23 protein-coding genes, 1 tRNA gene and 1 pseudogene are annotated in these 25573 nt (G+C 70.2%); 17 read left to right on the top strand and 8 right to left on the bottom strand.

What is annotated here, in order from left to right; genetic code table 11:
- The first annotated feature begins 7 nt into the window (after positions 1-7).
- The 5 genes from JFB92_RS05835 to pyrG all read left to right on the top strand — a co-directional run bounded on the left by JFB92_RS05835 (position 8) and on the right by pyrG (position 7640).
- Positions 8-892 carry a hypothetical protein gene (locus tag JFB92_RS05835; protein WP_199035857.1) on the top strand — a complete coding sequence of 295 codons (885 nt, stop codon included), beginning with the start codon at positions 8-10 and terminating at the stop codon, positions 890-892.
- Positions 889-2517 carry a murein biosynthesis integral membrane protein MurJ gene (gene murJ / locus JFB92_RS05840; RefSeq protein WP_199035860.1) on the top strand — a complete coding sequence of 543 codons (1629 nt, stop codon included), beginning with the start codon at positions 889-891 and terminating at the stop codon, positions 2515-2517. Before JFB92_RS05835 ends, murJ begins: the two co-directional genes overlap by 4 nt.
- Positions 2514-3611: a glycosyltransferase family 4 protein gene (locus tag JFB92_RS05845; RefSeq protein WP_199035863.1), complete on the top strand. Its 1098-nt coding sequence runs from the start codon at positions 2514-2516 to the stop codon at positions 3609-3611. Before murJ ends, JFB92_RS05845 begins: the two co-directional genes overlap by 4 nt.
- Positions 3612-3617: 6 nt before the next feature.
- Positions 3618-5861, top strand: coding sequence for an alkaline phosphatase family protein (locus JFB92_RS05850; RefSeq protein ID WP_199035866.1), 2244 nt, complete (start codon positions 3618-3620; stop codon positions 5859-5861).
- Between the two features lie 93 nt (positions 5862-5954).
- Positions 5955-7640 carry a CTP synthase gene (pyrG, locus tag JFB92_RS05855; protein WP_233162404.1) on the top strand — a complete coding sequence of 562 codons (1686 nt, stop codon included), beginning with the start codon at positions 5955-5957 and terminating at the stop codon, positions 7638-7640.
- Here the strand turns inward: pyrG and JFB92_RS05860 are convergent.
- On the bottom strand, positions 7637-9136 hold the full coding sequence (locus JFB92_RS05860) for an MFS transporter (RefSeq protein ID WP_233162406.1): 1500 nt from the start codon (positions 9134-9136) through the stop codon (positions 7637-7639). The two genes, pyrG and JFB92_RS05860, sit on opposite strands and share 4 nt — an antisense overlap.
- 62 nt (positions 9137-9198) lie before the next feature.
- On the opposite strand from JFB92_RS05860, the gene JFB92_RS05865 reads away from it, so the two are divergent.
- The 11 genes from JFB92_RS05865 (at position 9199) to JFB92_RS05915 (ending at position 17693) form a co-directional block, all read left to right on the top strand.
- Positions 9199-9738, top strand: coding sequence for a TetR/AcrR family transcriptional regulator (locus JFB92_RS05865; RefSeq protein ID WP_199035869.1), 540 nt, complete (start codon positions 9199-9201; stop codon positions 9736-9738).
- A 10-nt stretch (positions 9739-9748) separates the two neighbouring features.
- Entirely contained in the window at positions 9749-10306 is a 558-nt protein-coding gene (locus JFB92_RS05870) for an NUDIX domain-containing protein (RefSeq protein WP_307789033.1), read from the top strand.
- A 135-nt stretch (positions 10307-10441) separates the two neighbouring features.
- Positions 10442-11563 carry an alanine dehydrogenase gene (gene ald / locus JFB92_RS05875; RefSeq protein WP_199035872.1) on the top strand — a complete coding sequence of 374 codons (1122 nt, stop codon included), beginning with the start codon at positions 10442-10444 and terminating at the stop codon, positions 11561-11563.
- 137 nt (positions 11564-11700) lie between these two features.
- Positions 11701-12624, top strand: coding sequence for a ParA family protein (locus JFB92_RS05880; RefSeq protein WP_199035874.1), 924 nt, complete (start codon positions 11701-11703; stop codon positions 12622-12624).
- 44 nt (positions 12625-12668) lie between these two features.
- A complete protein-coding gene (locus JFB92_RS05885) occupies positions 12669-13535 on the top strand; it encodes a segregation and condensation protein A (protein WP_199035876.1) in 867 nt (288 codons plus the stop codon).
- Positions 13528-14268, top strand: coding sequence for an SMC-Scp complex subunit ScpB (gene scpB / locus JFB92_RS05890; protein ID WP_199035878.1), 741 nt, complete (start codon positions 13528-13530; stop codon positions 14266-14268). Before JFB92_RS05885 ends, scpB begins: the two co-directional genes overlap by 8 nt.
- A complete protein-coding gene (locus tag JFB92_RS05895) occupies positions 14255-14992 on the top strand; it encodes a pseudouridine synthase (RefSeq protein ID WP_199035880.1) in 738 nt (245 codons plus the stop codon). The genes scpB and JFB92_RS05895 overlap by 14 nt, the downstream gene beginning before the upstream one ends.
- A 44-nt stretch (positions 14993-15036) precedes the next feature.
- Positions 15037-15411 (top strand): YccF domain-containing protein, encoded by a 375-nt coding sequence (locus tag JFB92_RS05900; protein WP_199035882.1) that lies wholly within the window; start codon positions 15037-15039, stop codon positions 15409-15411.
- 81 nt (positions 15412-15492) lie between these two features.
- Positions 15493-16173, top strand: a complete 681-nt coding sequence (gene cmk, locus JFB92_RS05905) for a (d)CMP kinase (RefSeq protein ID WP_199035884.1) — start codon at positions 15493-15495, stop codon at positions 16171-16173.
- Entirely contained in the window at positions 16166-17536 is a 1371-nt protein-coding gene (gene der, locus JFB92_RS05910; RefSeq protein ID WP_199035886.1) for a ribosome biogenesis GTPase Der, read from the top strand. Before cmk ends, der begins: the two co-directional genes overlap by 8 nt.
- Before the next feature lie 83 nt (positions 17537-17619).
- Positions 17620-17693: transfer RNA gene (locus JFB92_RS05915), tRNA-Pro, on the top strand.
- A 338-nt stretch (positions 17694-18031) separates the two neighbouring features.
- Here JFB92_RS05915 and JFB92_RS05920 read toward each other — a convergent pair.
- From JFB92_RS05920 to JFB92_RS05930, 3 genes and pseudogenes are all read right to left on the bottom strand, one after another.
- Entirely contained in the window at positions 18032-19408 is a 1377-nt protein-coding gene (locus JFB92_RS05920; RefSeq protein ID WP_199035888.1) for an aminotransferase class I/II-fold pyridoxal phosphate-dependent enzyme, read from the bottom strand.
- 137 nt (positions 19409-19545) lie between these two features.
- Positions 19546-19951: pseudogene (locus JFB92_RS26855) on the bottom strand (helix-turn-helix domain-containing protein); the annotation flags it as partial.
- Positions 19952-20189: 238 nt separating this feature from the next.
- The gene (locus JFB92_RS05930; RefSeq protein WP_199035892.1) at positions 20190-20876 is read right to left on the bottom strand and encodes a GntR family transcriptional regulator; all 687 of its coding nucleotides are present in this window, start codon (positions 20874-20876) and stop codon (positions 20190-20192) included.
- 81 nt (positions 20877-20957) lie between these two features.
- On the opposite strand from JFB92_RS05930, the gene JFB92_RS05935 reads away from it, so the two are divergent.
- A complete protein-coding gene (locus JFB92_RS05935) occupies positions 20958-22256 on the top strand; it encodes an NAD(P)/FAD-dependent oxidoreductase (RefSeq protein WP_199035894.1) in 1299 nt (432 codons plus the stop codon).
- A gap of 68 nt (positions 22257-22324) precedes the next feature.
- Here JFB92_RS05935 and JFB92_RS05940 read toward each other — a convergent pair whose 3' ends face one another.
- The 4 genes from JFB92_RS05940 to JFB92_RS05950 all read right to left on the bottom strand — a co-directional run.
- Entirely contained in the window at positions 22325-23251 is a 927-nt protein-coding gene (locus JFB92_RS05940; protein WP_199035896.1) for an ornithine cyclodeaminase family protein, read from the bottom strand.
- Between the two features lie 55 nt (positions 23252-23306).
- Positions 23307-23429 carry a hypothetical protein gene (locus JFB92_RS26050; protein WP_269847812.1) on the bottom strand — a complete coding sequence of 41 codons (123 nt, stop codon included), beginning with the start codon at positions 23427-23429 and terminating at the stop codon, positions 23307-23309.
- Between the two features lie 3 nt (positions 23430-23432).
- A complete protein-coding gene (locus tag JFB92_RS05945) occupies positions 23433-24959 on the bottom strand; it encodes a sodium-dependent transporter (protein ID WP_199035898.1) in 1527 nt (508 codons plus the stop codon).
- Positions 24960-25166: 207 nt separating this feature from the next.
- A partial coding sequence (locus JFB92_RS05950; protein ID WP_199035900.1) for an AbfB domain-containing protein occupies positions 25167-25573 on the bottom strand: 407 nt, incomplete at its 5' end.

The raw sequence follows: 25573 nt of genomic DNA on the forward strand, positions 1-25573 counted from the left end.
TCCGCCCATGAGTCAGCTATCCCGGGCCGCCGGCCGCGCATTCCTCGGTGGCTTGGCCGCAGGCGGCACCATCGCCGCCATCAGCGCAGTCCGCCGGTCCAAATGGTCGAAGGAACTCGAACGCGTCAACCACCGGGGCGACACCGTCAGCCTCGCTGAAGGCCCCGGTGTCGCCGTCGGCGCCACCGCCGCGGCCGTGGCCGGGGCGAACAGCCCCGCATACGCCGGCGCGGCCGCCGCGGCCGGAATCGCCGGAGGCGCCCTCGGACTCTACGACGACATGGCCGACTCCAAGGGCGAGAAGGCCAAGGGCTTCAAGGGCCACCTGGCCGCCCTCCGCCGAGGCCGCGTCTCGGCCGGGCTGGTCAAGATCCTCGGCATCTCCGGCGCCGGACTCGCCGGAGCCGCCCTGGTCGAGCAGGCCAACGCGCCCGAGCGCCGCAGCGGGCTCTCCCGGCTGTGGAACATCGGCGTCGCCGGCGGCGTGATCGCCGGTTCCGCCAACCTCATCAACCTGTTCGACCTGCGTCCCGGCCGGGCCCTCAAGGTCGTCTCGCTCCTGGCCGCGCCGCTGACCCGCCCGCCCGGCTCGAAGGCGCCCAAGACCGCGGTCGGCGGGGCGAACACCGCCGTCGCCGTCTCGTCCTCGGCCGCCGCCGCCATGGGGGAGGACCTCGAAGGCAAGACCATGCTCGGCGACTGCGGCGCGAACGCGCTCGGAGCCCTGCTCGGCCTCGCCTTCATCGCCCGCACCGGAAACCTCGGCCGCCACGTCGCCCTCGCGGCGCTCGTGGCCCTCATCGGAACCAGCGAGCGGGTCTCGTTCACTCAGGTCATCGCCGAGACGCCCGTACTCAGGGAACTGGACGAGCTGGGCCGGACTTCGGCGTGACCGACACCCGGCGAGAAGTCGGTCGCGCCGCCACCCTCATCGGTGCGATCACCATCGGCGCCCGGCTGATCGGATTCGGCCGGATCCTGGTGTTCACCTGGGCGGTCGGGTACGTCTCGTTGGGCAGCGCGTATCAGAGCGCGAACGCGATCCCGAACCTGATCTTCGAGATGGTCGCCGGCGGCGCCCTGGCCGCGCTGACCGTCCCGCTGCTGGCCGCGCCGCTGGCGCGGCACGACCCCGAACAGGTCAGCCGGACCGCCTCGGCCCTCATCACGTGGGCCCTCACCGCGCTGATCCCGATCGGCCTCGGTGTGGCGCTGCTGGCCAGGCCGCTGGTCGCGCTCGTCGCCGGAGACGAGCTCTCCGAGTCCACCATCGACGCCGGGGCCGAAATGCTCGTCCTGTTCGCCCCGCAACTGCCGCTGTACGGCATCGCGGTGGTCCTGACCGGCATCCTGCAGGCCCACCGGCGCTTCGCATGGCCCGCGCTCGCGCCGCTCCTGTCCAGCGTCACGATGATCGTCGTCTACGTCGCCTACGGCCTGGCCACCGGCAGAGAGGACAAAGCCACCGAGGTCACCCAGGGCGAGCTGCTGCTGCTGGCGCTCGGCACCACCGCGGGCGTGGCCGTCCTCGCCGGATGCCTGTTCATCCCGCTGAGCCGCCTGGGCCTCCACATCAGGCCCACATGGAGATTCGACGCCTCCGTCTCGGCCAGCGCCAAGGCCCTGGCCATCGCCGGGGCCATCACCCTCGGCTCCCAGCAGGTCTGCCAGTTCGTGATGCTCCGGCTCGCCAACGGCGCCGGCGAGGGCCCGGTGGTCGTCTTCACCGTCGCCCAGACGTTCTTCCTGCTGCCCTGGGCCGTGCTGGCCGTCCCCCTGGCCACGGCCGCCTATCCGAACCTGTCCGAATCGCACGCGCTCGGCCAGACCCGCACCTACCAGCGCACGATCGCCGCCACCGGCCGCGCCGTCCTGGTCCTGGCCGGCCTGGGCGTCACCGCGCTCGCCGGCGTCGCCGAACCGATCGCGACCGTCCTGGGCGAAGTCCAGGACAACGCCCCCGAGCCCGAGATCAGCGCCACGCTCTCGGGACTGGCGTTCGGGCTCTTCGGGTACTCGCTGTTCGCGGTCTACTCGCGAGGGCTCTACGCCATCGGACGCGCCTACGCCGCTGCCGCGGCGACCGCCTCCGGCTGGGGCGCGGCCGCGGTCAGCGCCGTCGCCCTCTCGATGATCCTGGAAGAGGACCACCGCACGGTCGCCCTGGGCGTAGCCTGGTCGATCGGGATGACCGTCACCGGCGTCGCGCTCATCGCCGTCGTCGCCGCCAGCACCGGCGCCGCCAGCATCAGGGGCATGTGGCGTGCCGCCGCCGCGGCCGGGGCCGCCACCGCGGCGGCCGTCGTCGCCGCGCGGTCGTTCATCGGCTGGTGGGGCCACGCCGGCTCGGTCGGCACCGCCCTCGCCGAGGGCATAGCGGCCGGAGTGATCGCGCTGGTGGTGTACGTGGGCGTGGCGGCGCTGGTGGATCGCCGCGACATCCTCCGTGCCGTGCGGCGCGGCACTGGCAGAATACCGGGCGGAGCACCCGAAGCAGAGAGCGGAGAAGACCAGTGAGCCATCGACGCATCGCACTAGTGCTGGGCCCTTCCACCGGCGGCATCGGCACCCACGTCGCCTCGCTGGCCGCCGGACTGGCCGCGCGCGGCGACGCGGTCATGGTCGTCGGCCCGCCCGAGACCGAGGAGCGATTCGGATTCCGCTCCACCGGCGCCCGCTTCGTCGCCGCCCCCATCTCCGCGCGGCCCTCGCCGAGCCTACCGGCCGCCTGGTGGACCGTGTCCGGGGCGCTGCGCGGGGTCACCGGCCGCGGCGTCGACCTCGTCCACGCCCACGGCATGACCGCCGGGATCACCGCCCTCGCCGCCCGCCCGCCGGGCGCCGCGCTGGTCACGACCTGGCACAACACGCAGCTCTCCTCCGGGTTCAAGCGCCGAGTCCTCGACGTCGCCGAGACGCGTCTGGCCCGCGGCGTCGACGTCGCCCTGGCCATCTCCTCGGACCTGCACTCCCACCTCGTCTCGCTCGGCGCCACCGACGTGCGCCTGGCGCAGGCCCCCGCCCCGCCCCTGCGCGACCCCGGCGACCGCGCGGCCATCCGCTCCCAGCTCGACATCGGGGAGCGGCCCCTGATCCTGTCGATCGGACGCCTGGCCGAGCAGAAGGACTTCGACACCCTCGTCGCCGCCGCCGGCCGCTGGACGAAACTGGATCCGGCCCCGGTCGTCGCGATCGCCGGCGACGGCCCCGAACGCGACCGCCTCCAGAGCCTCATCAACGCCACCGGCGCGGACGTGCGCCTGCTCGGGTACCGCAGCGACGTCTCCGACCTGCTCGCCGCCGCCGACCTGGTCGCCAACACCAGCCGCTGGGAGGGCTACCCGCTGTCGCTCCAGGAGGCCATGCAGGCCGGGCTCCCGCTCGTGGCCACCCGCACCGGCGGCGTCCCCGACCTGGTCGGAGACGGCGCGATCCTCTTCGACGTCGGCGACGTCGACGCTCTCGACCAGACCGTCACCGGTCTGCTGGCCGACCCGGACCGCCTCGCCGACCTGGGCCGGGCCGCCCGCGCCCAGGCGGACACCTGGCCCGACGAGGAACGGGTGCTCGACTCCATCGACGCCCTCTACCTGGAACTGACGGGAAGATAGGCCGCGGTGCGCGAGAAATTCCACATCGGTCGCCTGGCCCGCCGGCTCCGCAGGTCCGCGGCCCGGCACCGCACCGTGATCGCCGCCTGGGCCGCGGTCGCGGTCCTGGCCGCGATCGCGGCCTACCAGGTCCTGCCCGAACCGGTCGAGGAGCGCGTCCCCGAATCGGTCGAGTCCGTCATCGTCCTCGGCATCGGCGGCCTGACCTGGAGCGACATCGACTCCGAGGCCACACCGAACCTTCACGCCCTGGCCGAGGACGGATCACTGGCCGAGCTCAACACGAACTCGGCCCGCAGCTTCACCTGCACCCTCGACGGCTGGCTGACCCTCTCGGCCGGCGCCCCGGCCCTGTCGACGTCCTTCGGCGACAGCGCCGACTGCGGTCCGGTCGGCGCCGACCAGATCACCGTCGACGGCACCGACGCCACGGTCGACAACATGACCGAGCTGGTCGAACTCAACCGCGAGGACAGCTCCGGCGTCGACGCCGAGGTCGGGACCCTCGCGGCCGGGACCTCGTGCGCCACCGCGATCGGGCCCGGCGCCGCCTACGCCACCGCCAACTCCGTCGGCCGCGTCTCCGAGTACCGCAGCGACCTGCCCAGCGGAACCAGGCTGAACTCGCTGCTGGCCGAATGCCCGCTGACCGTCGTCGACGGCGGGGTCCTGCCCGAGGAGCCCGAGTCGCGCGAAGCCTCCCTGGCCGCCGTCGACGCCGTCGTCGGACGCCTGGACGAGTCCCGCCTCGAGTCCTCGGCGCTGTTCGTCACCGGCATCAGTCAGACCAGCACCCCGGACCGGCTGCTGGCCGCCGTCGCCGGCTTCGGCGGCGACGGCCACAACTTGTTCGACCTGCCCGCCGAGCGCCCCGGCTACCTCCGCCTGACCGACCTGACGGCCACCATTCTGGCGCTGCTGGAGGCGCCGCTGCCCGAGGCCGTCGCCGGCGTCTCGGCGGGCGTCGCGGCCGGAGTCTCCGAGGACAACCTCGACTTCGAGGCCCGCGAGGCCGTCTTCGACGACACCGACGCGCGCCTGCTGGCCGCCGACACGGCCGCACCGGCCACCCAATGGCTCCAGGTGCTCCTGTTCTTCGCGCTGACGTTCGTCGCCTGGCCACTGCTGCACCTGCTGCGCCACAACGGCCAACCCGGCGTCCGGCCGCCGCCGCTGTGGCTGATGCGCGCGAACATCCTCGCCGCGCTGGTGTGCGCCCTGTTCGTGGCCGCCGGCCTCCTCGCCGACTTCATCCCGTGGTGGAGCTCCTCCCGACCGGCCCTGACCGGCCCGCTGACCGCGCTCGCGATCGCCGTGGTCTGCGCGATCGCAGCGATCATCCTCCCCAAACGCCACAGCCCCGCCGGGCTCATGGTCACCGTCTCCACCTTCGGGCTGCTGGTGACCTTGCTGGCCATGGTCGTGCACACCACCGACCCGCTGGGAACCCTGCTGGGCGACTACACCGTCGCCGGATCGGCCTCCGGCGAGCTGGGACCGGTGGCGACCGGCATGTTCATCGCCTCCCTGTGGCTGCTGGCCGCGGCCGCCGGCTGGGTGCTGCCGCGCCGCTTCCAGTCCCCGGTGATGGCCGGGATCGGCTGCCTGGGCGTGTTCGCGGTCTCGGCCTGGTTCCTCGGCGACTCGATCCCGGCGGCCGTGGCGCTCACCGTCGGCACCTGCCTGGCCGCGGCCCTGGCCACCGGCGGCTGGTTCACCTTCGCCCGCCTGGCCTGGTCGGGCCTGGCCGGCGTGGCGGTCCTGCTGGGCCTGTCCTGGATCGACTACCAGCGGCCGATGACCGAGCGCGGCGCGCTCGGCAACTTCCTGGCCGACCTGATGGGGGAGACCACTGGCGTCATCTCGGCGGGGGTCGGCTCGAACGTGGTCGCCGTGTTCACCTCCCCGCTGACGATCCTGACGATCATGGCGGGCCTGTACTGCTGGCTGGTGCTGCTGCGGCCCGGAGGGGGCCTGCGGCGGGCGTTCGGGCTCTACCCGCCGCTGCGCGCCGCGTTCTCGGCCGCCGTGGTCGGCTCGACGGTCGCCGGGATGCTCATGGGCGACGGTCTGATGAGCCTGGCCGCCGCGCTGGCGGTCATGGTGCCGCTGGCGATCATCGTCAGCCACCGCGTGCTGGCCCGCGCGCACGTCAAGGACGGCGAATACTCGGCCATGATCGTCGACGCACCCTCGTGGGTCGACGAGGAGAACAGCGGCGAAAGTGTTAGTGTGGAATCCCGTGGATGATGCGATCCACCGGCGGTCCCGCGATGAGTCTCGGCAGGCGTGCATTCGATTGCGGCACCGTTCGATCGGCGATAACAACCACGGGAGTTCGCTTTGGCCAGCGCCGTCAACGGTCACATCCGTTCTACGAAACATCTCTTCGTAACCGGCGGGGTCACCTCCGCGCTCGGCAAGGGGCTCACGGCCTCGAGCCTCGGTAATCTGCTGACCGCGCGCGGCCTGTACGTGGTGATGCAGAAGATCGACCCCTACATCAACATCGACCCCGGCACGATGAACCCGTACGAGCACGGCGAGGTCTTCGTCACCGACGACGGCGGCGAGACCGACCTCGACATCGGCAACTACGAGCGCTTCCTCGACCGGAACCTGTCCAAGCGGGCCAACGTGACCACCGGTCAGATCTACTCCGACGTGATCGCCAAGGAGCGCCGCGGCGACTACCTGGGCGCGACGGTCCAGGTCATCCCGCACATCACCAACGAGATCAAGGCGCGCCTAGCGGCCATGGCCGACCCCGACCCCGAGACCGGCAGGGTTCCGGACGTGGTCATCACCGAGGTCGGAGGCACCGTCGGCGACATCGAGTCGCTCCCGTTCCTCGAGGCCATCCGGCAGTACCGGCACGACATCGGCCGCGACAACTGCTTCTTCCTGCACGTCTCGCTGGTGCCGTACCTGGCCGCCTCGGGGGAGATGAAGACCAAGCCCACCCAGCACTCGGTGGCCGAACTGCGCAGCATCGGCATCCAGCCGGACGCGATCGTGTGCCGCTCGGACCGCCCGGTGCCCGAGGGCCTGAAGCAGAAGATCGCCGGATTCTGCGACGTCGACGACGCTGCGGTCATCTCGACGCCCGACTCGAAGTCGATCTACGACATCCCCAAGACCATCCACGCCGAGGGCCTGGACGCCTACGTGGTGCGGCGGCTCGACCTGCCGTTCAAGGACGTCGACTGGACCGCCTGGGACGACCTGCTCGACCGGGTCCACAACCCCGAGTCGACCATCGAGGTCGCCGTGGTCGGCAAGTACGTCGAGCTGCCCGACGCCTACAAGTCCGTAGTCGAGGCCCTCAGCGCGGCCGGGTTCGCCCACCGCGCGAAGGTCCAGGTCCGCTGGGTGGTCTCCGACCTGTGCGAGACCGCCGACGGCGCGGCCAGGGCGCTGGCGGGGGTCGACGCGATCGTCATCCCCGGCGGGTTCGGCAACCGGGGCGTGCCCGGCAAGATAGGCGCGATCACCCACGCCCGCACCAACATGGTGCCGACGCTGGGACTGTGCCTGGGCCTGCACTGCATGGCCATCGAGGGCCTGCGGGAGATCGGTGGCCTGGTCGGGGCCGACTCCGAGGAGTTCGACGCCGACTCCGAGCACCTGGTCATCTCCACCATGGCCGACCAGACCGACATCGTCGCCGGGCGCGGCGACATGGGCGGCACGATGCGCCTGGGCGCCTACCCTGCCAAGCTCGCCGAGGGCTCGCTGGTCGCCGAGGTGTACGGCACCACCGAGGTCTCCGAGCGGCACCGGCACCGCTACGAGGTCAACAACGCCTACCGCGAGCAGCTGTCCAAGGCCGGGTTCGTGATCTCCGGTCTCAGCCCCGACGAGCGGCTGGTCGAATTCATCGAGCTCGACAGGGAGCTGCACCCTTATTTCGTGGCCACTCAGGCGCATCCGGAGTTGAAATCACGCCCGACTCGACCGCACCCGCTGTTCGCCGGGCTGGTCGACGCCGCCCTGAAGCGCAAGGCGGCCGACCAGCTGGCGTTCTAGGCGCGGCGGCGCAGCACGCGGCCGACGCTGACGGCGGCGATCGCCAGCAGCACCAGGCCGACCACCGAGGTCGCGCGCAGACCGGTCGTGAAGGCCGTGCGCGCGGCCTCGGCGAGCGACGCTCCGAGACCCGCGGGCAGCCCGGCGGCCGTCTCCAGCGCCTCGCCGAGGGTCGACCCGGCCCCCTCGGCCGCATCGCCCAACTGGTGGACGTAGACCACGGAGGCCAGGCTGCCGAGCAGGGCCACGCCGAGCGCGCCGCCCAGTTCGTACCCGGTCTCGGAGATGGCGGCGGCCGCGCCGGCCCGATCGCTCGGCGCGTCGGACATGACCGCGGCGTTGGTCACCGTCTGCACCAGCCCCGAGCCCAGGCCGATGATCCCGAACGCGGCGGCGCTGAGCACCGCCCCGGAGTCGACGCCGATGCCGGTCAGCGCGGCGAAACCGGTCGCGATGAGGCTCAGTCCGCCGACGATGATGGTCACCAGCCCGAAGCGGTCGGACAGCCGCACCGCCACCAGCCCGCTGACGACCCCGGCGACCAGGCCGGGCAGCAGCACCATCCCGGCGCGGACCGGAGAGAGCCCGAGCACCAGCTGAAGGTACTGGGTGAGCAGGAACAGCGCCGAGATCAGGGCGAACACGACGGTGAAGTTGGTCAGCACCGAGGCGCTGAAGCGGCGGCGCGAGAACAGCGTGACGTCGATCAGCGGGTGCTCCAGGCGCCGCTGGCGGGCGACGAAGACCGCGCCGAAGGCGAGCCCGGCGGCGACCGCGGCCGAGGCGGTGAACGAGAAACCGTGCTCGGCGAAGCTCTTGACCCCGTACACGAACGGGAACATCGTGGCGAACGACAGGCCGACGCTGGGCCAGTCGAGCGGCCCCGGCTCGGGGTTGCGCGACTCCGGGAGCACGAACGGTCCGGCGGCCAGTACCACGACCGTCACCGGGATCGCCATCAGGAACACCGAACCCCACCAGAAGTGCTCCAGCAGCCAGCCGCCGACGATCGGTCCGGCGGCCATCCCGGCCGAGAAGCCCGCGCCCCAGATCGCGATCGCCAGCAGCCGCTGGCGCTCGTCGGTGAAGATGTTGCGGATCAGCGCCAGCGTGGTCGGCATGAGCGTGGCCCCGGCCAGCCCCAGCAGCGCGCGGGCGGCGATGAGGGCCTCGGCGGTCGGCGCGTACGCCGCCGCGATGCTGGCGGCGGCGAAGGCGACCGCGCCGATTATCAGCAGGCGCCGCCTGCCGATCCGGTCGGCCACCGAACCCATGGTCACCAGCAGTCCGGCGAGCATGAACCCGTAGACGTCGACGATCCACAGCAGCTGGCCGGCGCTGGGGGCGAGGTCGGCCGAGAGGAACGGCACGGCGAAGCCGAGTACGGTCATGTCGACCGAGATGAGCAGCACCGGAAGCACCAGGACCGCCAGGGCGGCGGCCTGTCGGCCGGACATCCGCGCGCGCCGCGGCGCGGGGGTGCGGGTGTTGGTCATGATCGCCTCGCTCAGAGAATTAGTGTACCGTCCGGACGGTATAGTATCCCCAGGGAGGCCGGATGAGCCAGGAAGAAGTAACGACCCGTGACCGAATTCTCAACGCGCTCCAGCGCGTCCTCTTCGAGGAGGGCGGCTCGGGGGTGACCCTCGAGAAGGTCGCCGCCGAGGCCGGAGTGTCCAAAGGCGGCCTGCTCTACCACTTCAAATCCAAGACCGACCTCTTCGACGGCCTGGCCCGCCGCTACCGCCACCTCGAGGAGCGCCGCATCGCCGAGGCCCGCCGCTCCGGCGTCGTCGAGGCGTTCCTGCGCGCCTCCGAGATCGAGTCGCCCGAATCGGCAGCCGGCCTGTGGACCCTCATGACCGCCCTCCGCGGCCGCGAGGAGATGTCCGAGACCGCCCGCGAGGACGTCCTGTTCATCTTCAACGGCTGGGCCGAGGCCATCCACGACCAGCTCGACGACCCCGTCACCGCCGAGATCGTCCGCCTGGTCGGCGACGGCCTGTTCCTGTCGGCCGTCTCCGGCGCGCCCGTGCCCGGGCCGGAGGTCACCGAACGGATACTCGACCGCCTCAAGGAGGCCGCCGGAGAGGGTTAGGGTTGGGCCCGTGCACGATTACCGAGTCACCGACCGAGAACTCCTCCACGACGGCTTCATCTACGACCTGGTCGTGGAGACCGTCGAAATGCCCGGCGGTGGGACCGCGCGCCGCGAGTTCACCGACCACGCCGGCGCCGTCCTGGCCGTCCCGCTCGACGAGCACGGCCGGGTCGCCATGATCCGCCAGTACCGGGTCCCCGCCAAGGAGTACATGTGGGAGCTCCCGGCCGGCATCCGCGACATGGACGGCGAGGACCCCGCCGAGACCGCCCGGCGCGAGCTGGCCGAAGAGGCCGACCTGCGCTGCGAGCGCATCGAGAAGCTCGGCGAGTTCTACACGACCCCTGGCGTCTCCAGCGAGCTCATCCACTACTACCTGGCCACCGGTCTCAGCCCCGTCCCCGAGGACGAGCGCCACCAGCGCTCCGAGGAGGAGACCGACATCGAACTGGTCTGGTGGGACTTCGACAAGGCCCTGGCCGCCGTAGCCGACGGCCAGATCCGCAACGGCGTCTGCGCGCTCGCCCTCAACCTCACCAGGCTCCACCTCGAAGCCGGGAAGTAGAGTCGGCCCCGAAGGCGCCGACCCCGACTCGGCAACGGGCCCAAAAAGCCGCCGAACCGGGCTCGGCGCGGCATAGACTGCCCGCACAGGCCGCGAACCGGCTTGCGCAGGCCCGAAACCCGGAAGGAACGCGCCGTGAAAGTCGCCGTCCCCCGCGAGATCAAGAACAACGAGTACCGCGTCGCACTGACCCCCTCGGGAGTCCACGAGCTGGTCGCCGCCGGCCACGAGGTCGCCGTCGAATCCGGCGCCGGACTCGGCTCGGCCATCAGCGACGACGACTACCGCGCCGCCGGGGCGCTCATCTGCCCCGACCCCGACACCACCTGGGCCGCAGGCGAACTCGTACTCAAGGTCAAGGAGCCGGTGCAGGACGAGTACCACCGGATGCGCCCCGGCCAGACCCTGTTCACCTACCTCCACCTCGCCGCCAGCGCCGAATGCACCGACGCGCTGCTGGAGCAGCACGTCACCGGCATCGCCTACGAGACCGTGCAGACCGCCGACGGCAAGCTCCCGCTCCTGGCTCCGATGAGCGAGGTCGCCGGACGTCTGGCCGTCCAGGCCGGCGCCTACCACCTCCAGCGTCCCGAAGGCGGACGCGGTACCCTCATGGGCGGCGTCCCGGGCACCGCCCCGGCCAAAGTCGTCGTCATCGGCGCCGGAGTCTCGGGCATGAACGCCGCCGCCATCGCCGTCGGCATGAGAGCCGAGGTCGAACTGCTCGACCTCGACATCGCCAAGCTCCACGCCGCCGACGACCAGTACCAGGGCCGCCTGCGCACCATCGTCTCCAACCGCTTCGAGGTCAGGCGCGCCTGCCGCGGGGCCGACCTGGTCATCGGCGCCGTCCTCGTCCCAGGTGCCAAGGCCCCCACCGTCGTCGACGACGAGGTCCTGGCCGACATGAAGGAGGGCGCGGTCCTGGTCGACATCGCCATCGACCAAGGCGGCTGCTTCGCCCACTCGCGACCGACCACCCACGACGACCCCGCCTTCGACCACGAGGGCAAGGTCTTCTACTGCGTGGCCAACATGCCGGGAGCCGTGCCGAACACCTCCACGTACGCGCTGACCAACGCCACGCTCCCGTACGTGATGAAACTGGCCAACCACGGCTGGGCCGAGGCGCTCCGGGCCGACCCCGCGCTCGCCCGCGGCCTCAACACCCACGCCGGCCACGTCACCAACGAGCCGGTGGCCCTCACACACCATCTGCCGCTCACCCCGGTCGCCAAGGCGCTCACCGAGCATTAGCGGGCGATCTCACCCGGGTGCCGCTGAGTCTCGCAACCGATCGACACGCTCGATACACTGACGTACAGTCGCAGTAACAGGCAATCGGTCAGACGCCCGGCACCCGGTGCCGTCCCTGCACCCGGAGGCGCGAAGAAATGAGCAGTGTGGACAGCAACGACAAGTGGGCGGCCCTGCGGGCGGCGCAGGTGCCACCCACTGACGGCGACGGTGACTTCACCTCTCCGGACCCGGAGTCGTACACGGGCAAACGCGACATCCCGCAGCCGCAGCCGCTCGAGCGCCACGGGCCGGCCCGCGTCATCGCCATGGCCAACCAGAAGGGCGGGGTCGGCAAGACCACCACGACCATCAACCTCGGCGCCGCTCTCGCCGAGTACGGCCGCAAGGTCCTGCTGGTCGACTTCGACCCCCAAGGGGCCCTGTCGGTCGGCTTCGGAACCAACCCGCACACGCTGGACCTGACCGTCTACAACCTGCTGATGCAAGAGGACGTCGACATCGACGACGTCATGGCGAAGACCAACGTCGCCGGACTCCGCATCCTCCCGGCCAACATCGACCTGTCCGCGGCCGAGATCCAGCTGGTCAACGAGGTCGCGCGCGAGCAGACCCTCGCCAGGGTGCTGCGGCCGGTCATGCCCGACTTCGACTTCGTCCTCATCGACTGCCAGCCCTCCCTGGGCCTGCTGACGGTCAACGCGCTCACCGCCGCCCACAGCGTCCTGGTCCCCCTCGAATGCGAGTTCTTCTCGCTGCGCGGGGTGGCCCTGCTGCTCGACACCGTCGACAAGGTCCGCGAACGCCTCAACTACGACCTCGAACTCGACGGCATCCTCGCGACCATGTACGACTCGCGCACCACCCACTCCCGGCAGGTCCTCCAGCGCGTCGTCGAGGCGTTCGGCGACAAGGTGTTCTCCACCGTCATCACCCGAACGGTGCGATTCCCCGAGACCACCGTCGCCGGCGAGCCCATCACCACCTGGGCCCCCGCCTCCTCGGGCGCCCGCGCCTACCGCCAGCTCGCGCGCGAACTCATCGCCGCCACAGAGAAGTAGCGTTCGCGGCATGGCGCGATCAGGGCCCGTCTAAGCTTTCCTGCGTGACCGACCAGCAGCCACAGGCCGTCCCCGAGCCGCGGGACCCCGGCCGAGAAGGGACCGAGACCGGATTCCACGTCCGGCTCGAGAACTTCGAGGGCCCCTTCGACCTGCTGCTGCAACTGATCGGCAAGCACAAGCTCGACGTCACCGAACTCGCCCTCCACCAGATCGCCTCCGAGTTCATCGCCTACGTCACCGCCCTCGACGAGGCGTGGAACCTCGAGGAGACCAGCGAATTCCTCCTGGTCGCCGCCACCCTCCTCGACCTCAAGACCGCCAGGCTGCTGCCGAACACCGTCGTCGACGACGAAGAGGACCTCGCGCTCCTGGAGGCCCGCGACCTGCTCTTCGCCCGCCTCCTCCAGTACAAGGCGTACAAGCAGGCCGCCGGGCACCTCGAACGCCTCGCCGAGGGCGCCTCGGCCCGCGTGGCGCGCTCGACCGGCCTCGAAGAGCGCTACCGGGGACTGCTGCCCGACCTGGTCATCGACATCACCCCCGAGGAACTGGCCGCCCTGGCCGGCAAGGCGATGAAACCCAAGCCGCCGCCGCAGGTCGGCACCGACCACGTCCACGTCCAGCGCGTCTCGGTGCGCGAGCACGCCGTCATCCTCTCCAGGCGGCTCCAGCGCGTCCAGACCGCCACCTTCCGGGCCCTGGTCTCCGACTGCGAGACCCGCATCGAAGTCGTCGCCCGATTCCTGGCCCTGCTCGAGCTGTACCGGGAGGCCCTGGTCGGCTTCGAGCAGATGCAGGCGCTCGGCGAGCTGACCGTGCGCTGGCTCGGCGGTGCCGACCACACCGAGATCGAGGTCGACGAGTACGCTGGCGCACCGCTGACGGGGGAGGAGCAGAACGATGAGTGATCGGCCCACCGAGGAGGACCTGGAGAGCTGGCGTCCGAAGTTCTCGCGGGAGGACCGGCCGGACACGCCCGAGGACGAACCGGCCGATCACTACGACGAATACGGCCAGGCCGTCATCCCGACCCAGACCGGACCCGAGAAACGGGAGGAACCGGAGCCCGAGCCGGCGCCGGCCCCGGTACCCGAGGACGTCGACTTCGGCGCGGTCCTGGAGGCGATCCTCATGATCGCCGAGGAGCCCCTGACCGAGGAATTCCTGTCCTCGGTATTGGAACGGCCACTATCGGAGGTCCGCGAGACGCTCGGCCGATTGTCGGCCGAATACACTGGCGATGGACGCGGTTTCGATCTGCGTCGCCAAGCCGGCGGCTGGCGGTTCTACACCCGGGCGGACTACGCCCGGTACGTCGAGCGGTTCGTGACCGACGGAGCTTCGGCCCGCCTGACCAAGGCCGCCCTGGAGACGCTCGCCGTCGTCGCCTACCGGCAGCCGGTCACCCGCGGCCGCATCTCGGCGATCCGCGGCGTCAACTGCGACGGGGTCATCCGGACGCTCCTGGCGCGCGGACTGGTCGAGGAGTGCGGCTCCGACCCCGACTCGACGGCGACGCTCTACCGCACCACCACCTTGTTCTTGGAAAAACTCGGTTTGGACACGGTCGACCAGCTCCCCGAGCTGGCGCCGTTCCTGCCGGACGATGTGACGGATTTCGAGGAAGATGAACAAAGCTGACGCAGAGGGCGTGCGCCTCCAGAAGGTGCTCTCCCAGGCCGGGATCGCCTCCCGGAGGGCCGCCGAGGACCTGATCGCCAGGGGCAAGGTGAAGGTCAACGGCAAGCCCGCGCGGCTCGGCCAGCGTGTCGACCCCGCCGGCGACGTCATCCACGTCTCCGGCAAGCGGGTCGTGACCGACGTCGACACCGTGCACTTCGCGCTCAACAAGCCCCGCGGCGTCGTCTCGACCATGGACGACGAGGAGGGCCGCCCGTCCCTGTCCGAATACGCCAAGGGCATCGACCAGCGCGTCTTCCACGTCGGGCGGCTCGACACCGACTCCGAGGGCCTGATCCTGCTGACCAACGACGGGGAGCTGTCCAACCGGATCATGCACCCCTCGCACGGCCTGCCGAAGGTCTACCGGGCCCAGATCGCCGGCATCCTCGACAAGCCGACCTTCAAGCGGCTCCTGACGGGCGTCGAACTCGATGACGGGCCCGCCAAGGCCGACAAGCTCAAGATCATCGACGAGCACGCCGGGCAGTCCCTGGTCGAGATCACCATCCACGAGGGCCGCAAGCACATCGTGCGGCGGATGATGGACGAGGCCGGCCACCGGGTCTCGAGGCTGGTGCGCACCGAGATCGGCCCGGTCAAGCTGCGCAACCTCAAACCCGGGACGCTGCGGAGGCTCACCCCGGACGAGGTCGGAGAGCTCTACCGCGAGGTAGGACTCTAGCCTCCTGTACCGACAGGGCGGCGAGGGCCGACTAGCCTGGCCGAGTGCGCTTCATACTCAACGTGATCTGGCTGGTCCTCGCCGGACTGTGGCTGGCCATCGGCTACTTCGTGGCCGGACTGGTCTTCTGCATCTTCATCGTCACGATTCCCTTCGGCATCGCCAACATGCGGCTGGCCGGATACGTGCTGTGGCCCTTCGGCCGGACCGTGCAGTACGACCCCGCCGCCGGATGCCTCACGTTGGTGGCCAACATCCTGTGGCTGATCCTCTTCGGCTGGGAGCTCGCGCTCGGGCATCTGGTGACCGGCCTGATCCAGGCGATCACGATCATCGGCATCCCACTTGCGGTGGCGAATTGGAAGATGATCCCGCTGGCGCTCTGGCCGCTGGGAGCCCGCGTCGTGGACGTACCCTGAGGGGACTATCAGCACCTCTACCGGCCGATTTAGGCATGATGTAGGTTTGCGTGGTTTGCAGCTTAAGAACGGAGCGAGACAGTGCCCGAGCAAAAAGAGAGCGCACCGGTCGTCGCCATAGACGGCCCGTCGGGTGCGGGGAAGTCGACCGTCTCCAAGACCCTCGCGACCGCGATCGACGCCGCCTACCTCGACACGGGGGCGATGTACCGCGCCGCCACCCTCGCGGTGCTAAAAGCCGAGGTCGACCCGTCGCAGGCGGCGCAGGTCACCAAGACGGTGAAGAACGCCAAGCTCGAGTTCGGGACCTCTCCTGACGACCCCTACTCTCGCGTCGACGGCGAGGACGTGAGCATTGACATCCGCAGCGAGGACGTCACCAAGGCCGTCTCGGCCGTGGCCGGCAACAAGGCCGTCCGCAAGCAGCTGATCGCCGAGCAGCAGCGGCTCATCGCCGAGGCCAAGAAGGGTATCGTGGTCGAGGGCCGCGACATCATCGAAGTCGTCGCGCCCGACGCCGACGTCAAGGTCTACCTCACCGCCGACCCCGAGGCCCGCGCCGGCAGGCGCGCCGCCGAATTGGGCGTCGGCGCCGAAGAGACCAAGGCCGACATCACGCGGCGCGACGGGGCGGACTCGAAGACGACCAAGCCGCTGGAGGCGCCCGAAGGCGCCACGGTGATCGACTCCACCGAGCTGCCGGTGGTCGAGGTCGTCGCGAAGATCTTGGCATTGCTGAACAACAGGGACATTGATGACTGACGAAGCGACCTGGGCCGAACTCGACGAAGTCGAGCGGGGCCCGGTCCCGACGGTCGCCGTGGTCGGCCGCCCGAACGTGGGCAAGTCGACGCTGGTGAACCGCATCCTCGGCCGCAGGGCCGCCGTGGTCCAGGACGAACCGGGCGTCACCCGCGACCGGATCGCCTACGACGCCGAATGGGCCGGCCGGGACTTCAGCCTGGTCGACACCGGCGGCTGGGACCCCGACGCCGCCGGGATGGCCGCGGCGATCGCCGCCCAGGCCGAACTGGCTATGCGCACCGCCGACGTGGTGGTGTTCGTCGTCGACACCGCCGTCGGAGTGACCGACGCCGACGCCGCGGCCGTGCGCATCCTCCACCGCGCGAAGAAACCGGTCATCCTGGTGGCCAACAAGGTCGACTCGGAGCGCCAGGAGGCCGACACGGCCGACCTGTGGCGGCTCGGGCTCGGCCAGCCCTATCCGGTCTCGGCCCTCCATGGCCGCGGCTCGGGCGACCTGCTCGACCGGATCGTGGGTGCCTTCCCCAAGGAGGTCACCGGTCAGCTCAAGGAGCGCGGCCCTCGCCGGGTGGCGCTGGTGGGCCGCCCGAACGTGGGCAAGTCGAGCCTGCTGAACAAGATCGCCGGCGAGGCGCGCGCCGTGGTCGACAATGTGGCCGGCACCACGGTCGATCCAGTCGACTCGGTGGTCGAACTCGACGACGAGGACTGGATCTTCGTCGACACCGCCGGCCTGCGCAAACGAGTGAAATTCGCCTCCGGCACTGAGTACTACGCGAGCCTGCGCACCGAAGGTGCCCTGGAGGCCGCCGAGGTCGCGATCGTCCTCCTGGACGCCTCCGGGCCGATCACGGAACAGGACCAGCGGGTCCTGACCCAGGTCGTCGAGTCGGGCCGGGCGCTCGTCCTGGCCTTCAACAAATGGGACCTGGTGGACGACGACCGCCGGTACTTCCTCGAGAAGGAGATCGACCGCGAACTCGGGCAGGTCTCCTGGGCCCCGCGCGTCAACATCTCGGCCGTCACCGGCCGCTCGATGGCGAAACTGGCCCCGGCCCTCCGCGAGGCCCTGGCCGGCTGGGACCAGCGAATCCCCACCGGCGAGTTGAACCAGTGGATCAGCGCCCTCCAGTCGGCCCGCCCGCACCCGGTGCGCAGCGGCAAGGCCCCGAAGATCCTCTTCGCGACCCAGGCCGCCACCGAACCGCCGCGCTTCATCCTCTTCACCAACGCGAAGATGGACAAGCAGTACCTCAAGTACATCCAGCGCCGCCTCAGAGAGGACTTCGGCTTCACGGGCACCCCCATCGACCTGGCGGTCAAGCCCCGCGAATCCAAGAAGAAGGGCAAGCGCAAATAAGCGGCCTCACACCGGGGGCCTCGCCTCAGTGCCCCGCGGACGATAGGCTAAAGTTGTCTCCGCCGCCGAACAGCGGCGACAAACGGGCTGTGGCGCAGCTTGGTAGCGCACTTGACTGGGGGTCAAGGGGTCGCAGGTTCAAGTCCTGTCAGCCCGACGTTGTCATCTCTCAGGAGATAGGAAACAGGTCGAACCTGCAAAGGTTCGGCCTGTTTTGCTATGCGGGTCTGGTGGGACCTTTGGGTCGGCCGGCGGGTTGGTAGTCGCGTGCAGGGTCGAAGGTGAGTTCTCTGAGGGTTTCGCCGGTGGTCGCGTTACTGAACGGCCGCTGTAGTACCGGTCTTGAGGCAGGTGGTCCCACCGCGCGTACGGTTCCCCAGAACGGGACCGCGCGCCCGCCACGCGGGCTCTCGGAGCTTCGGCCTCGGGAAGACCTGCGGACCGGGGGCCCGGCTCCGCATCAACGGAACCCGGCCCTCGGCGGTCTCCGAGATCTCAGTGCCCGGTGGCCTCCTGCTCGGGCAGGGCCTGCTCGCGAGCGACCTGATCGACCAGTTCCGCGCCATGCGGTTCCGGTTCCCGCTCGGCGGGGACCGAAGGCGCCTCGGCGAGACCGACGGCGAGGCCGACCGGAGCCCTGCCCGGACCGGCACCATCGGCGAAGTCGTCCTCCCATGGCGCGTGGAGCGGAACCGCCGACCGCCTACCAGGACCGGAGCCCTTCAGGCCCCGTCGGAGGCGCCGCAGCCCTTCCTCGATCACCGACACCTCCTTGCAGAAGGTGAAGCGCACCTCCGGCCTCGGAATCCGGCTGTCGACGTGGAGGGCCTGGTTCGGAACGGCGACGACGCCGCAGCGTTCGGGCAATTCGAGGCAAAACTGCAGGCCGTCCTCGACCCCCAGCTCCTCGGCTCCGGCGGTCACGAACAGCGCCCCCTCGGGCCGGCGGACGGTGAACCCGATGTCGGCCAGACCCTCGACGAGCAGGTCGCGGCGGCGCTGGTAGCCGGCGGCGGACTCACGGTAGTACTCCCCTCCGGCACCCAGCGCGGCGGCCACGCCGAACTGCAGCGGCGTCCCGGAGCAGTAGGTGAGCCACTGCTTCACGGACTTGACCCGTTCGACCAGGTACGACGGGCCGCTCACCCAGCCGACCTTCCACCCGGTCAGCGAGAACGTCTTCCCGGCGGAGCTGATGGTCAGGGTCCGGTCCCAGAGCCCGGGCAGCGTCGCGGGCGGCAGATGCTCGCGGCCGTCGAACGTCAGATGCTCGTACACCTCGTCGGACGCCACGAGCAGGTCGTGCTCGACCGCCACGTCCGCGATCGCCTGCGTTTCGCGGCGGTCGAGGACGGTCCCGGTCGGATTGTGCGGCGTGTTGAGCATCAGTATCCGGGTCCGGTCGGTCACCGATTCGCGGAGCCGCGAGACGTCGAGCCGGAAGTCGGGGGCCTCCAGCCGCACGGGCACCACGACCCCTCCGGCCAGTTCCGCGCTGGCTTTGTACGCGGCGTAGAACGGTTCGAGCACGATGACCTCGTCGCCGGGCTCTATGAAGGCGAGCATCAAGGCTGCGATGGCTTCGGTGGCTCCGGTCGTGACCAGGATTCCGTCCTCGGGGTCGGGAGCGAGGCCGTACCAGAGGCGCTGGTGGTCGGCGATCGCCCGTCGCAGTTCGGGAACGCCGTTCGGCGGCGGGTACTGGTTCCAGCCCTCGCGCATCGCGGCGGCGGCAGCCTCGACCGCCGGCGCGGGCGCCGGATCGTCCGGTAGTCCCTGGCCCAGGTTCACTGCTTGATATCGTTGCGCGAGTTCGGACATCGCCGCGAAGATCGATACCCGGGGCTTGCCTGCCCAATCGGTCGCATTCATTGCTACCCCCTTTCCCATCGTGGCGATAATCGTCGCAGTTTTGCCGGGTCAGGGCCGGGCTTCGCGCAACTTGCGACCGCGCGACCGGAGACGTCCGGAGCGGCCGCCATCGGGTGCTGGGCGTCCCGGCGCACTGTTCACGCGGCTTTCGCCTGCGGTCGGAACGCTTTGCGGTAGGTGCCCGGTGTGACGCCGAGGAGCTTCCCGAACTGCGAGCGGAAGTTGCCGGTCGTGGGGAATCCGGTCTGTGCGGCGATCCGATCCACGGTGTGGTCGGTGGTCTCCAGCAGCTCTTGCACCAGACGGATGCGCCCGCCGGACACCCACTGCATGGGACTCTGCCTCACCTCGTCTTTGAACCGGCGGGTCAGGGTTCACGCGCTCATGCCCGCCGCGTCGGTGATGTTGGCCAGCGCGAGGTAGCGGTGCGCGCTCGTCTCGATCCACGCGGGCGGCATCTGCCGCGACTGCTGTTCCGTAGTCGCGCTGGACGAGGTGCAGGCACGGCTCGAGGCCGGAGGCGGCGCCCGCGGAGGTGAGGATGCCGCACCCGGCTACGTGCCGGTCCCCGGAGCCCCGCGTGACCGACGAGCGCGTTTGTGCAGTTCGGAGAGCTACTGTCACTGCGAGACCCCAAGTCGTCAAGGATTTCTGTCAAATCGACGGGCCGATCTTGGGAGCGGGGGCGCGGGTTCAAGTCCTGTCGTCCCGACATAATTCGCAGGCCAGAGTCTTATGCTCTGGCCTGCTTTTCTGTTGCCGTCGCAGGTGATGTCGTGGGTTAGCGGCCTTCGGTGCGGCCGGCCCAGATGCCGCGGCTGTGGGCGAGGTGTTTGCGCATGAGTTCGGTGGCCCGTTCGGCGTCGCCGGATTCGATCGCGTCGACGATGGCGATGTGCTCCTCGCCGGAGCTCGTCAGTTCGCCCTGGTCGGCCAGTTTCTGGAGGCCCTGCATGCGGGCCTGGTCGCGCAGTTGGGCGACCATGGTCGTCAGGCGGCGGTTGCCCAGGAGGTCGAGCAGGCCGAGGTGGAATTGCCGGTCGAGTTCGAGGAAGGCGTTCAGGTCGCCTTCGCGTGCGGCGTCGGTGATCTGGTCGGCGAGCTCGCGGAACCGGGGGATCGGCGCGCCGTCGAGTGCCTCGGCGACCTCGGCCATCGCGGGCGCCTCCAGCATCGTGCGGACGCGGAAGATCTCGTCGAGGTCGTGGTCGGTGAGTTCCGGAACCCGGAATCCGCGGTTGCGGATGATCTCGACCATGCCGATGTTGGCCAGGTCCATGACCGCCTCGCGCACCGGCGTGACCGACACTCCGAGCTCCGAGGCCATGTTGATGACGCTCTCGACATACCCCGGTTCTATCTGGCCCAGCACGATCTGGGTCCGGATCGCCTCCCGTGCCTGCTCGCGGAGGCTGACCGACTTGAGTTGGCGGCCGGGGGTGGGGATCGCGGAATGAGATTTGGTCACACCTAATGCATAACATGGAAGATTCGGCCCCGCAACGACTTGTCGGCGCGGCGTAAGGTGTAATACCCTACTCTTCTGTCAATGATCGAGAGCGACCGGAGAGCGGGGACGAAGATGGCGGTGCACACCGTGGTCATCGGCGCCGGGGTGATCGGGCTGGCGACCGCGTACCGGCTGGCGCGCGCCGGCGCGGCGGTCACCGTCGTCGACGCGTCCGACGGCGAGACCGGCGCTTCCGTCCACAATGCGGGCTGGGTGACGCCGATCCTCTCGGCACCGGTCCCGGCGCCCGGCATGGTCGGCAAGGCGCTGCGGTGGATGCTCCGCAGGGACAGCCCCCTGCGCGTCCGCCCGGTCCCGCGACCGGAGCACGTCCGCTTCATGGTCGCGATGCTGCGGCACTGCAACGTGCGGGACTTCAACCGGGGCCTGCTGGCGCTCATGCGCCTCAACGAGCGCACCATCGAGCTGCTCGACCGGTACGAACAGGACGGCGTGCGGTTCGAGTCCCACAGCCCGGGCCAGCTCATGGCCTTCCACGCCTTCGAGACCCGGCGGGAGTACCAGCACGCGATGGCGCCGCTGGAGCGCATCGGCCACACCGCCGAGCAGCTCACCGGCGACGAGCTGCGGGATCTCGAACCGGCACTCGGGGGACACGCGCGGGCCGGGCTGCTGTGCCCGCGCGAACGCCACCTCGACCCGGTGAGCCTGGTCAAGGGCCTGAAGGACCGCTGCCGCGACCTCGGCGTCCGATTCGTGTTCGACAGCCCGGTGGAGGCCGTCACGTTCCGCGGCACCGAGGCGGTCTCGGTCCTGGCCGGGGGAGCGGCGATCGACGGCGACCGCTTCGTGCTCGCGGTCGGCGCCCGCACCGGCCGACTCGCGCGGCTCGCGGGCTTCGCCCTGCCCGTCCAGCCGGGCAAGGGCTACGGCTTCGACGACACCAGCGGTGCGGCGGGACTGCGCCACTCGGTGTATCTCGGTGAGGCCAAGGTGGCGGTCACGCCGCTGTCGGACCGCCTGCGGTTCGCCGGCACGATGGAGTTCGGCAGCTGGGGCGACGGGATCGACCGACACCGCCTCGGCGGGATCGTCCGGTCGGCCCGCGAGTTCCTCCCCGAGTTCCCCGCCGATGCGCCGAGGGCGGCTTGGAGCGGTCTGCGCCCGATGACCCCCGATGGACTGCCGGTCATCGGGCGCCTGCCGGGCCGCGACAACGTGTTCGTCGCCGGCGGCCACGGCATGTTCGGCGTCACGCTCTCTCCGGTCACGGCCGAGATCATCGCCGCGCAGATCGAAGGCGGCAAGGCCGCCGAGGACGTCGCCGCCGTCGCAGAGCCGTTCACGCCGCTGCGCTTCGCTCCGAAGCGCCCATGACGAGAGGAGGGCCCCGGAGGACACCGGACGTGTCCCCCGGGGCCCTCCGGTGAGCCCGGCCGGGACCGCTATTGCCCGTTGGACAGTGTCCTGGCGGCGAGCAACCTGGCGATCGCCCAGTCCTGGACGGCGATGCCCACCGTCTTGAACACGGTCCGCGCCTTCGGCCGGGGCGGGTCGGAGATGGCCTGACCGAGTTCGATCAGGTCCTCCTTGCTGACGGACGCGGAACCCAAGGCGTGCAGGATCTCACCCGACTCCTCCAGGACGGCGTCCAGCTCGTCGACGACCACCGTCGCGTCGGCCAGGAGTTCGTCGGGGAGTTCGCGCATCGTCGGCCGGAAGGCGCCGATGGCGTTGACGTGCACCCGTTCGGGCAGCGCGTCGAGGGAGAACAGCGGCGTGCGCGCCGAGGTCGCGCAGGAGACGATGTCCGCCTCGGCCACCGAGGCCGCGGTGTCGTCGCTCGTGGCGGCCTCCACGCCGTCCAGGTCGGGCCGCAGCGTCTCCAGCAGCCGCTCGGCACGCTCCCGGTCGAGGTCGACGACGACCAGGCGCCGCAGCGGCCGCACGGTGTGGACCGCGCGGAACTGGTCGGCCGCCTGGCCGCCGGCGCCGATCAGGGTGAGGCTGTCGGCACCGTCAGCGGCGAGCAGGTCGGTGGCGGCGCCGACGATCGCGCCGGTCCGCAGCGCGGTGATACTGGCGGCGTCGGCGACGACCTGCTCGACTCGTCCGGACTCGGCCCAGGCGACGGTGCCGGTGATCGCCGGGACGCGGTCGAAGTTCACGCTGACCGTCTTGACGATCACCGACGAGGTCGGCCGGTGATGGACCGGCATGACCAGGAAGCCGCCGTCGCGCAGCACGGTGCGCGGGGGCTGCTCGAACTCGCCCGCGGCAAGCGAGGCGAACGCCTCGCGGACGGCGTCGATGGCCTCCCGCATCGGCACGGCCGCGCGGACCTCCGCGCCCGTCAATACCTGCGTCGTCATTTCGTCCTCTCTCGGGTGGTGGGTCCGGACTGGGAGGTCCGGTGCGCTTCCGGCCCTAGGACTCGGTGTCCTGGGTGTGGTTCTGCTCCTTGCGCCAGGCGACGATGCTCAGCCAAGCGACGGCCAGCACGGTTCCTCCGAAGAGGACGGCGGTCCAGATGAGGGTCTCGGCGTCCACGGGTCAGACCTCCTCTCGCTGCTGGTCGGATGCGGGAGCGCCCGCGTCGGCGGTGATCGGCCCGCGAGCGGTCTTGCGGGCGAGGTAGTTGTTGAGCAGCAGCATCACGACGGCCACGGCGCCCCACTGGAGGAGCATCGTGCCCAGGCTCCAGGTCTGGATCGGGTCGTACCAGGTCTCGGACGGGGAGGTCACGGCCAGGTGGATGAACCAGCCGAACACGACGGTGAACAGCACCGGGAACAGTCCGATGAGGGCCTTCCACCACGTCCCGACCCGGAAGTCGCTGGTGATGTCGAGATCGCTCCGGGCGCGTTCGAGGCCGTACTTCATCATGGCTATGGCCGCGAACAGGCCGCTGATGAGCAGCCCCACGCCCCAGACGCCGTCCTGGTTGGTCAGGACGTCCACGTCGATCGCGGAGGGGACGCCGCCGATGAAGGTGATCACGACCATCGTGATCACGGCGGTCCTGCGGCTCACGCCGAAGTCGATCACGTTGCGCACCGCCAGCTCCATCATCGAGATCAGGCTGGACAGGCCGGCGAGGACGAGGGCGAGGAAGAACAGCGGCGCGAGGAACCAGGTCCCGCCCGGCGTCTGCCCGAACAGTGAGGCGAGGTAGACGAACATCAGCCCCTGGTCCCCGGCCTCGACCGCCTCCGTGGCGTACTGCGGCGACTGCACCGCGAAGACGGTGCAGATGACCGCGATCCCGGCCAGCAGCGATGCCAGGTGGTTCCAGCTGATCACGATCGCCGAGTTGAGCGCGAAGTCCTCCTTCTTGCGCATGTAGACCGAGTAGGTGAGATAGAGGCCCCAGCCCGCGCCGGTCGAGAATGCCATCTGGACGAACGCGCCCAGCCACATCCGGCCGTCGCCGAACCCGCTCCAGTCGGGCACGAACAGGTAGCGGAGCCCTTCGCCCGCCCCCGGCAGCATGACCGCGCGGACGGCGAGCATCACCAGGATCACGAACAGCGCCGGCACCGTGATGTTCAGGACCGCCTGCAGGCCGCCCTTCAGACCGCGGATGACCACCAGGCCGACCAGGACCACCGTGAGGGCGTGGAACGCGAGGGTCTGGGAGGGGTTGGAGACGAAGCCGTCCCACAGCTGCTGGGTCTGCTGGCTGTCGATGTCCGCGGTGAACCGGCCGCTGATCGCGTAGAAGAAGTAGCGGATCGCCCAGCCGCAGACCACGGCGTAGTAGAAGAGGATGCCGGTGGTCACGACCGCCATGAAGCCGCCCATCCAGGCGAACTTGCGGCCCATGAAGTCGCGGAACGCGCCGATCGTGCCGAGGCGGGCCTTCGATCCGAGCAGGGACTCGGACATCAGCAGCGGAATCGCCCAGACCAGGTTGGCGAGCACCAGGGCGAGGATGAACGTGCCGCCGCCTCCCGCGCCGACGTCGCGCGGGAACCGCCAGATGTTGCCGGTGCCCACCGCCATCCCGATGGCGGCGGCGATGAACGCGAAGCGGCTGGAGAACACCTCTCGCGCCACGCCGGTCGTCTTGCTTGCCATGAAGGGTTCACTCCATTCGATAGAGGGGCTACCCCGCCCGGGCGAGCGGGCAGCACCTCCGTGGCCGACGGTTTCGAATCACGAGAGACGCACAACACCCTAGGCGTGATGCGTAATACCTTACACTTAACTCTGGGATCGGCAAGTGATCGAATGGAGGAAGTTCGCGGCCGCCCCGCTCGAGCGGGGCCATGCGCGGTCGGGGTTTCAGGCGCCGATGTGGAAGGTGGCGTCGGCTCGTCCGGTGGCGTCGTCGATCGGGTCGATGCGCAGCACGTAGTTCGAGTGCCGGAGGTATCGGTCGGGGAAGTTCTGCGACCGGAAGGAGGTCCAGGAGCCGTCGGCGAGGCCGGGCTCCTGGTGAAAGGTCGCGTCGGCGGCGAAGAGGTCCGAGCCGTCCTGCTCCTCCAGGCGCAGCTCGAAACCGGAGTGCCGCAGGTACCGACCGCTGTGGTTGTACGACTCGAACGAGACACCGGACCCGGTCAGGCCGGGGACGATCCGCCACTGCTGGTCGGCCGGGGGCTCCATCGGGTACGGGTCGATGCGAGCGATGCCGTCGGCGTGCCGGACGAAGCGGTCGGGGAAGTTGTAGGACTTCAAGCGGTTCCACT

The organism is Glycomyces salinus (assembly GCF_016428645.1).
Classification (GTDB): domain Bacteria; phylum Actinomycetota; class Actinomycetes; order Mycobacteriales; family Micromonosporaceae; genus Glycomyces; species Glycomyces salinus.

Coding starts and splice junctions, on each gene's coding strand:
- JFB92_RS05835 (WP_199035857.1), top strand. CDS start 8: ATGAGTCAGCTATCCCGGGCCGCCGGCCGCGCATTCCTCGGTGGCTTG.
- JFB92_RS05860 (WP_233162406.1), bottom strand. CDS start 9,136: ATGACCAACACCCGCACCCCCGCGCCGCGGCGCGCGCGGATGTCCGGC.
- JFB92_RS05865 (WP_199035869.1), top strand. CDS start 9,199: ATGAGCCAGGAAGAAGTAACGACCCGTGACCGAATTCTCAACGCGCTC.
- JFB92_RS05880 (WP_199035874.1), top strand. CDS start 11,701: ATGAGCAGTGTGGACAGCAACGACAAGTGGGCGGCCCTGCGGGCGGCG.
- scpB (WP_199035878.1), top strand. CDS start 13,528: ATGAGTGATCGGCCCACCGAGGAGGACCTGGAGAGCTGGCGTCCGAAG.
- JFB92_RS05895 (WP_199035880.1), top strand. CDS start 14,255: ATGAACAAAGCTGACGCAGAGGGCGTGCGCCTCCAGAAGGTGCTCTCC.
- der (WP_199035886.1), top strand. CDS start 16,166: ATGACTGACGAAGCGACCTGGGCCGAACTCGACGAAGTCGAGCGGGGC.
- JFB92_RS05920 (WP_199035888.1), bottom strand. CDS start 19,408: ATGAATGCGACCGATTGGGCAGGCAAGCCCCGGGTATCGATCTTCGCG.
- JFB92_RS05935 (WP_199035894.1), top strand. CDS start 20,958: ATGATCGAGAGCGACCGGAGAGCGGGGACGAAGATGGCGGTGCACACC.
- JFB92_RS05940 (WP_199035896.1), bottom strand. CDS start 23,251: ATGACGACGCAGGTATTGACGGGCGCGGAGGTCCGCGCGGCCGTGCCG.
- JFB92_RS05945 (WP_199035898.1), bottom strand. CDS start 24,959: ATGGCAAGCAAGACGACCGGCGTGGCGCGAGAGGTGTTCTCCAGCCGC.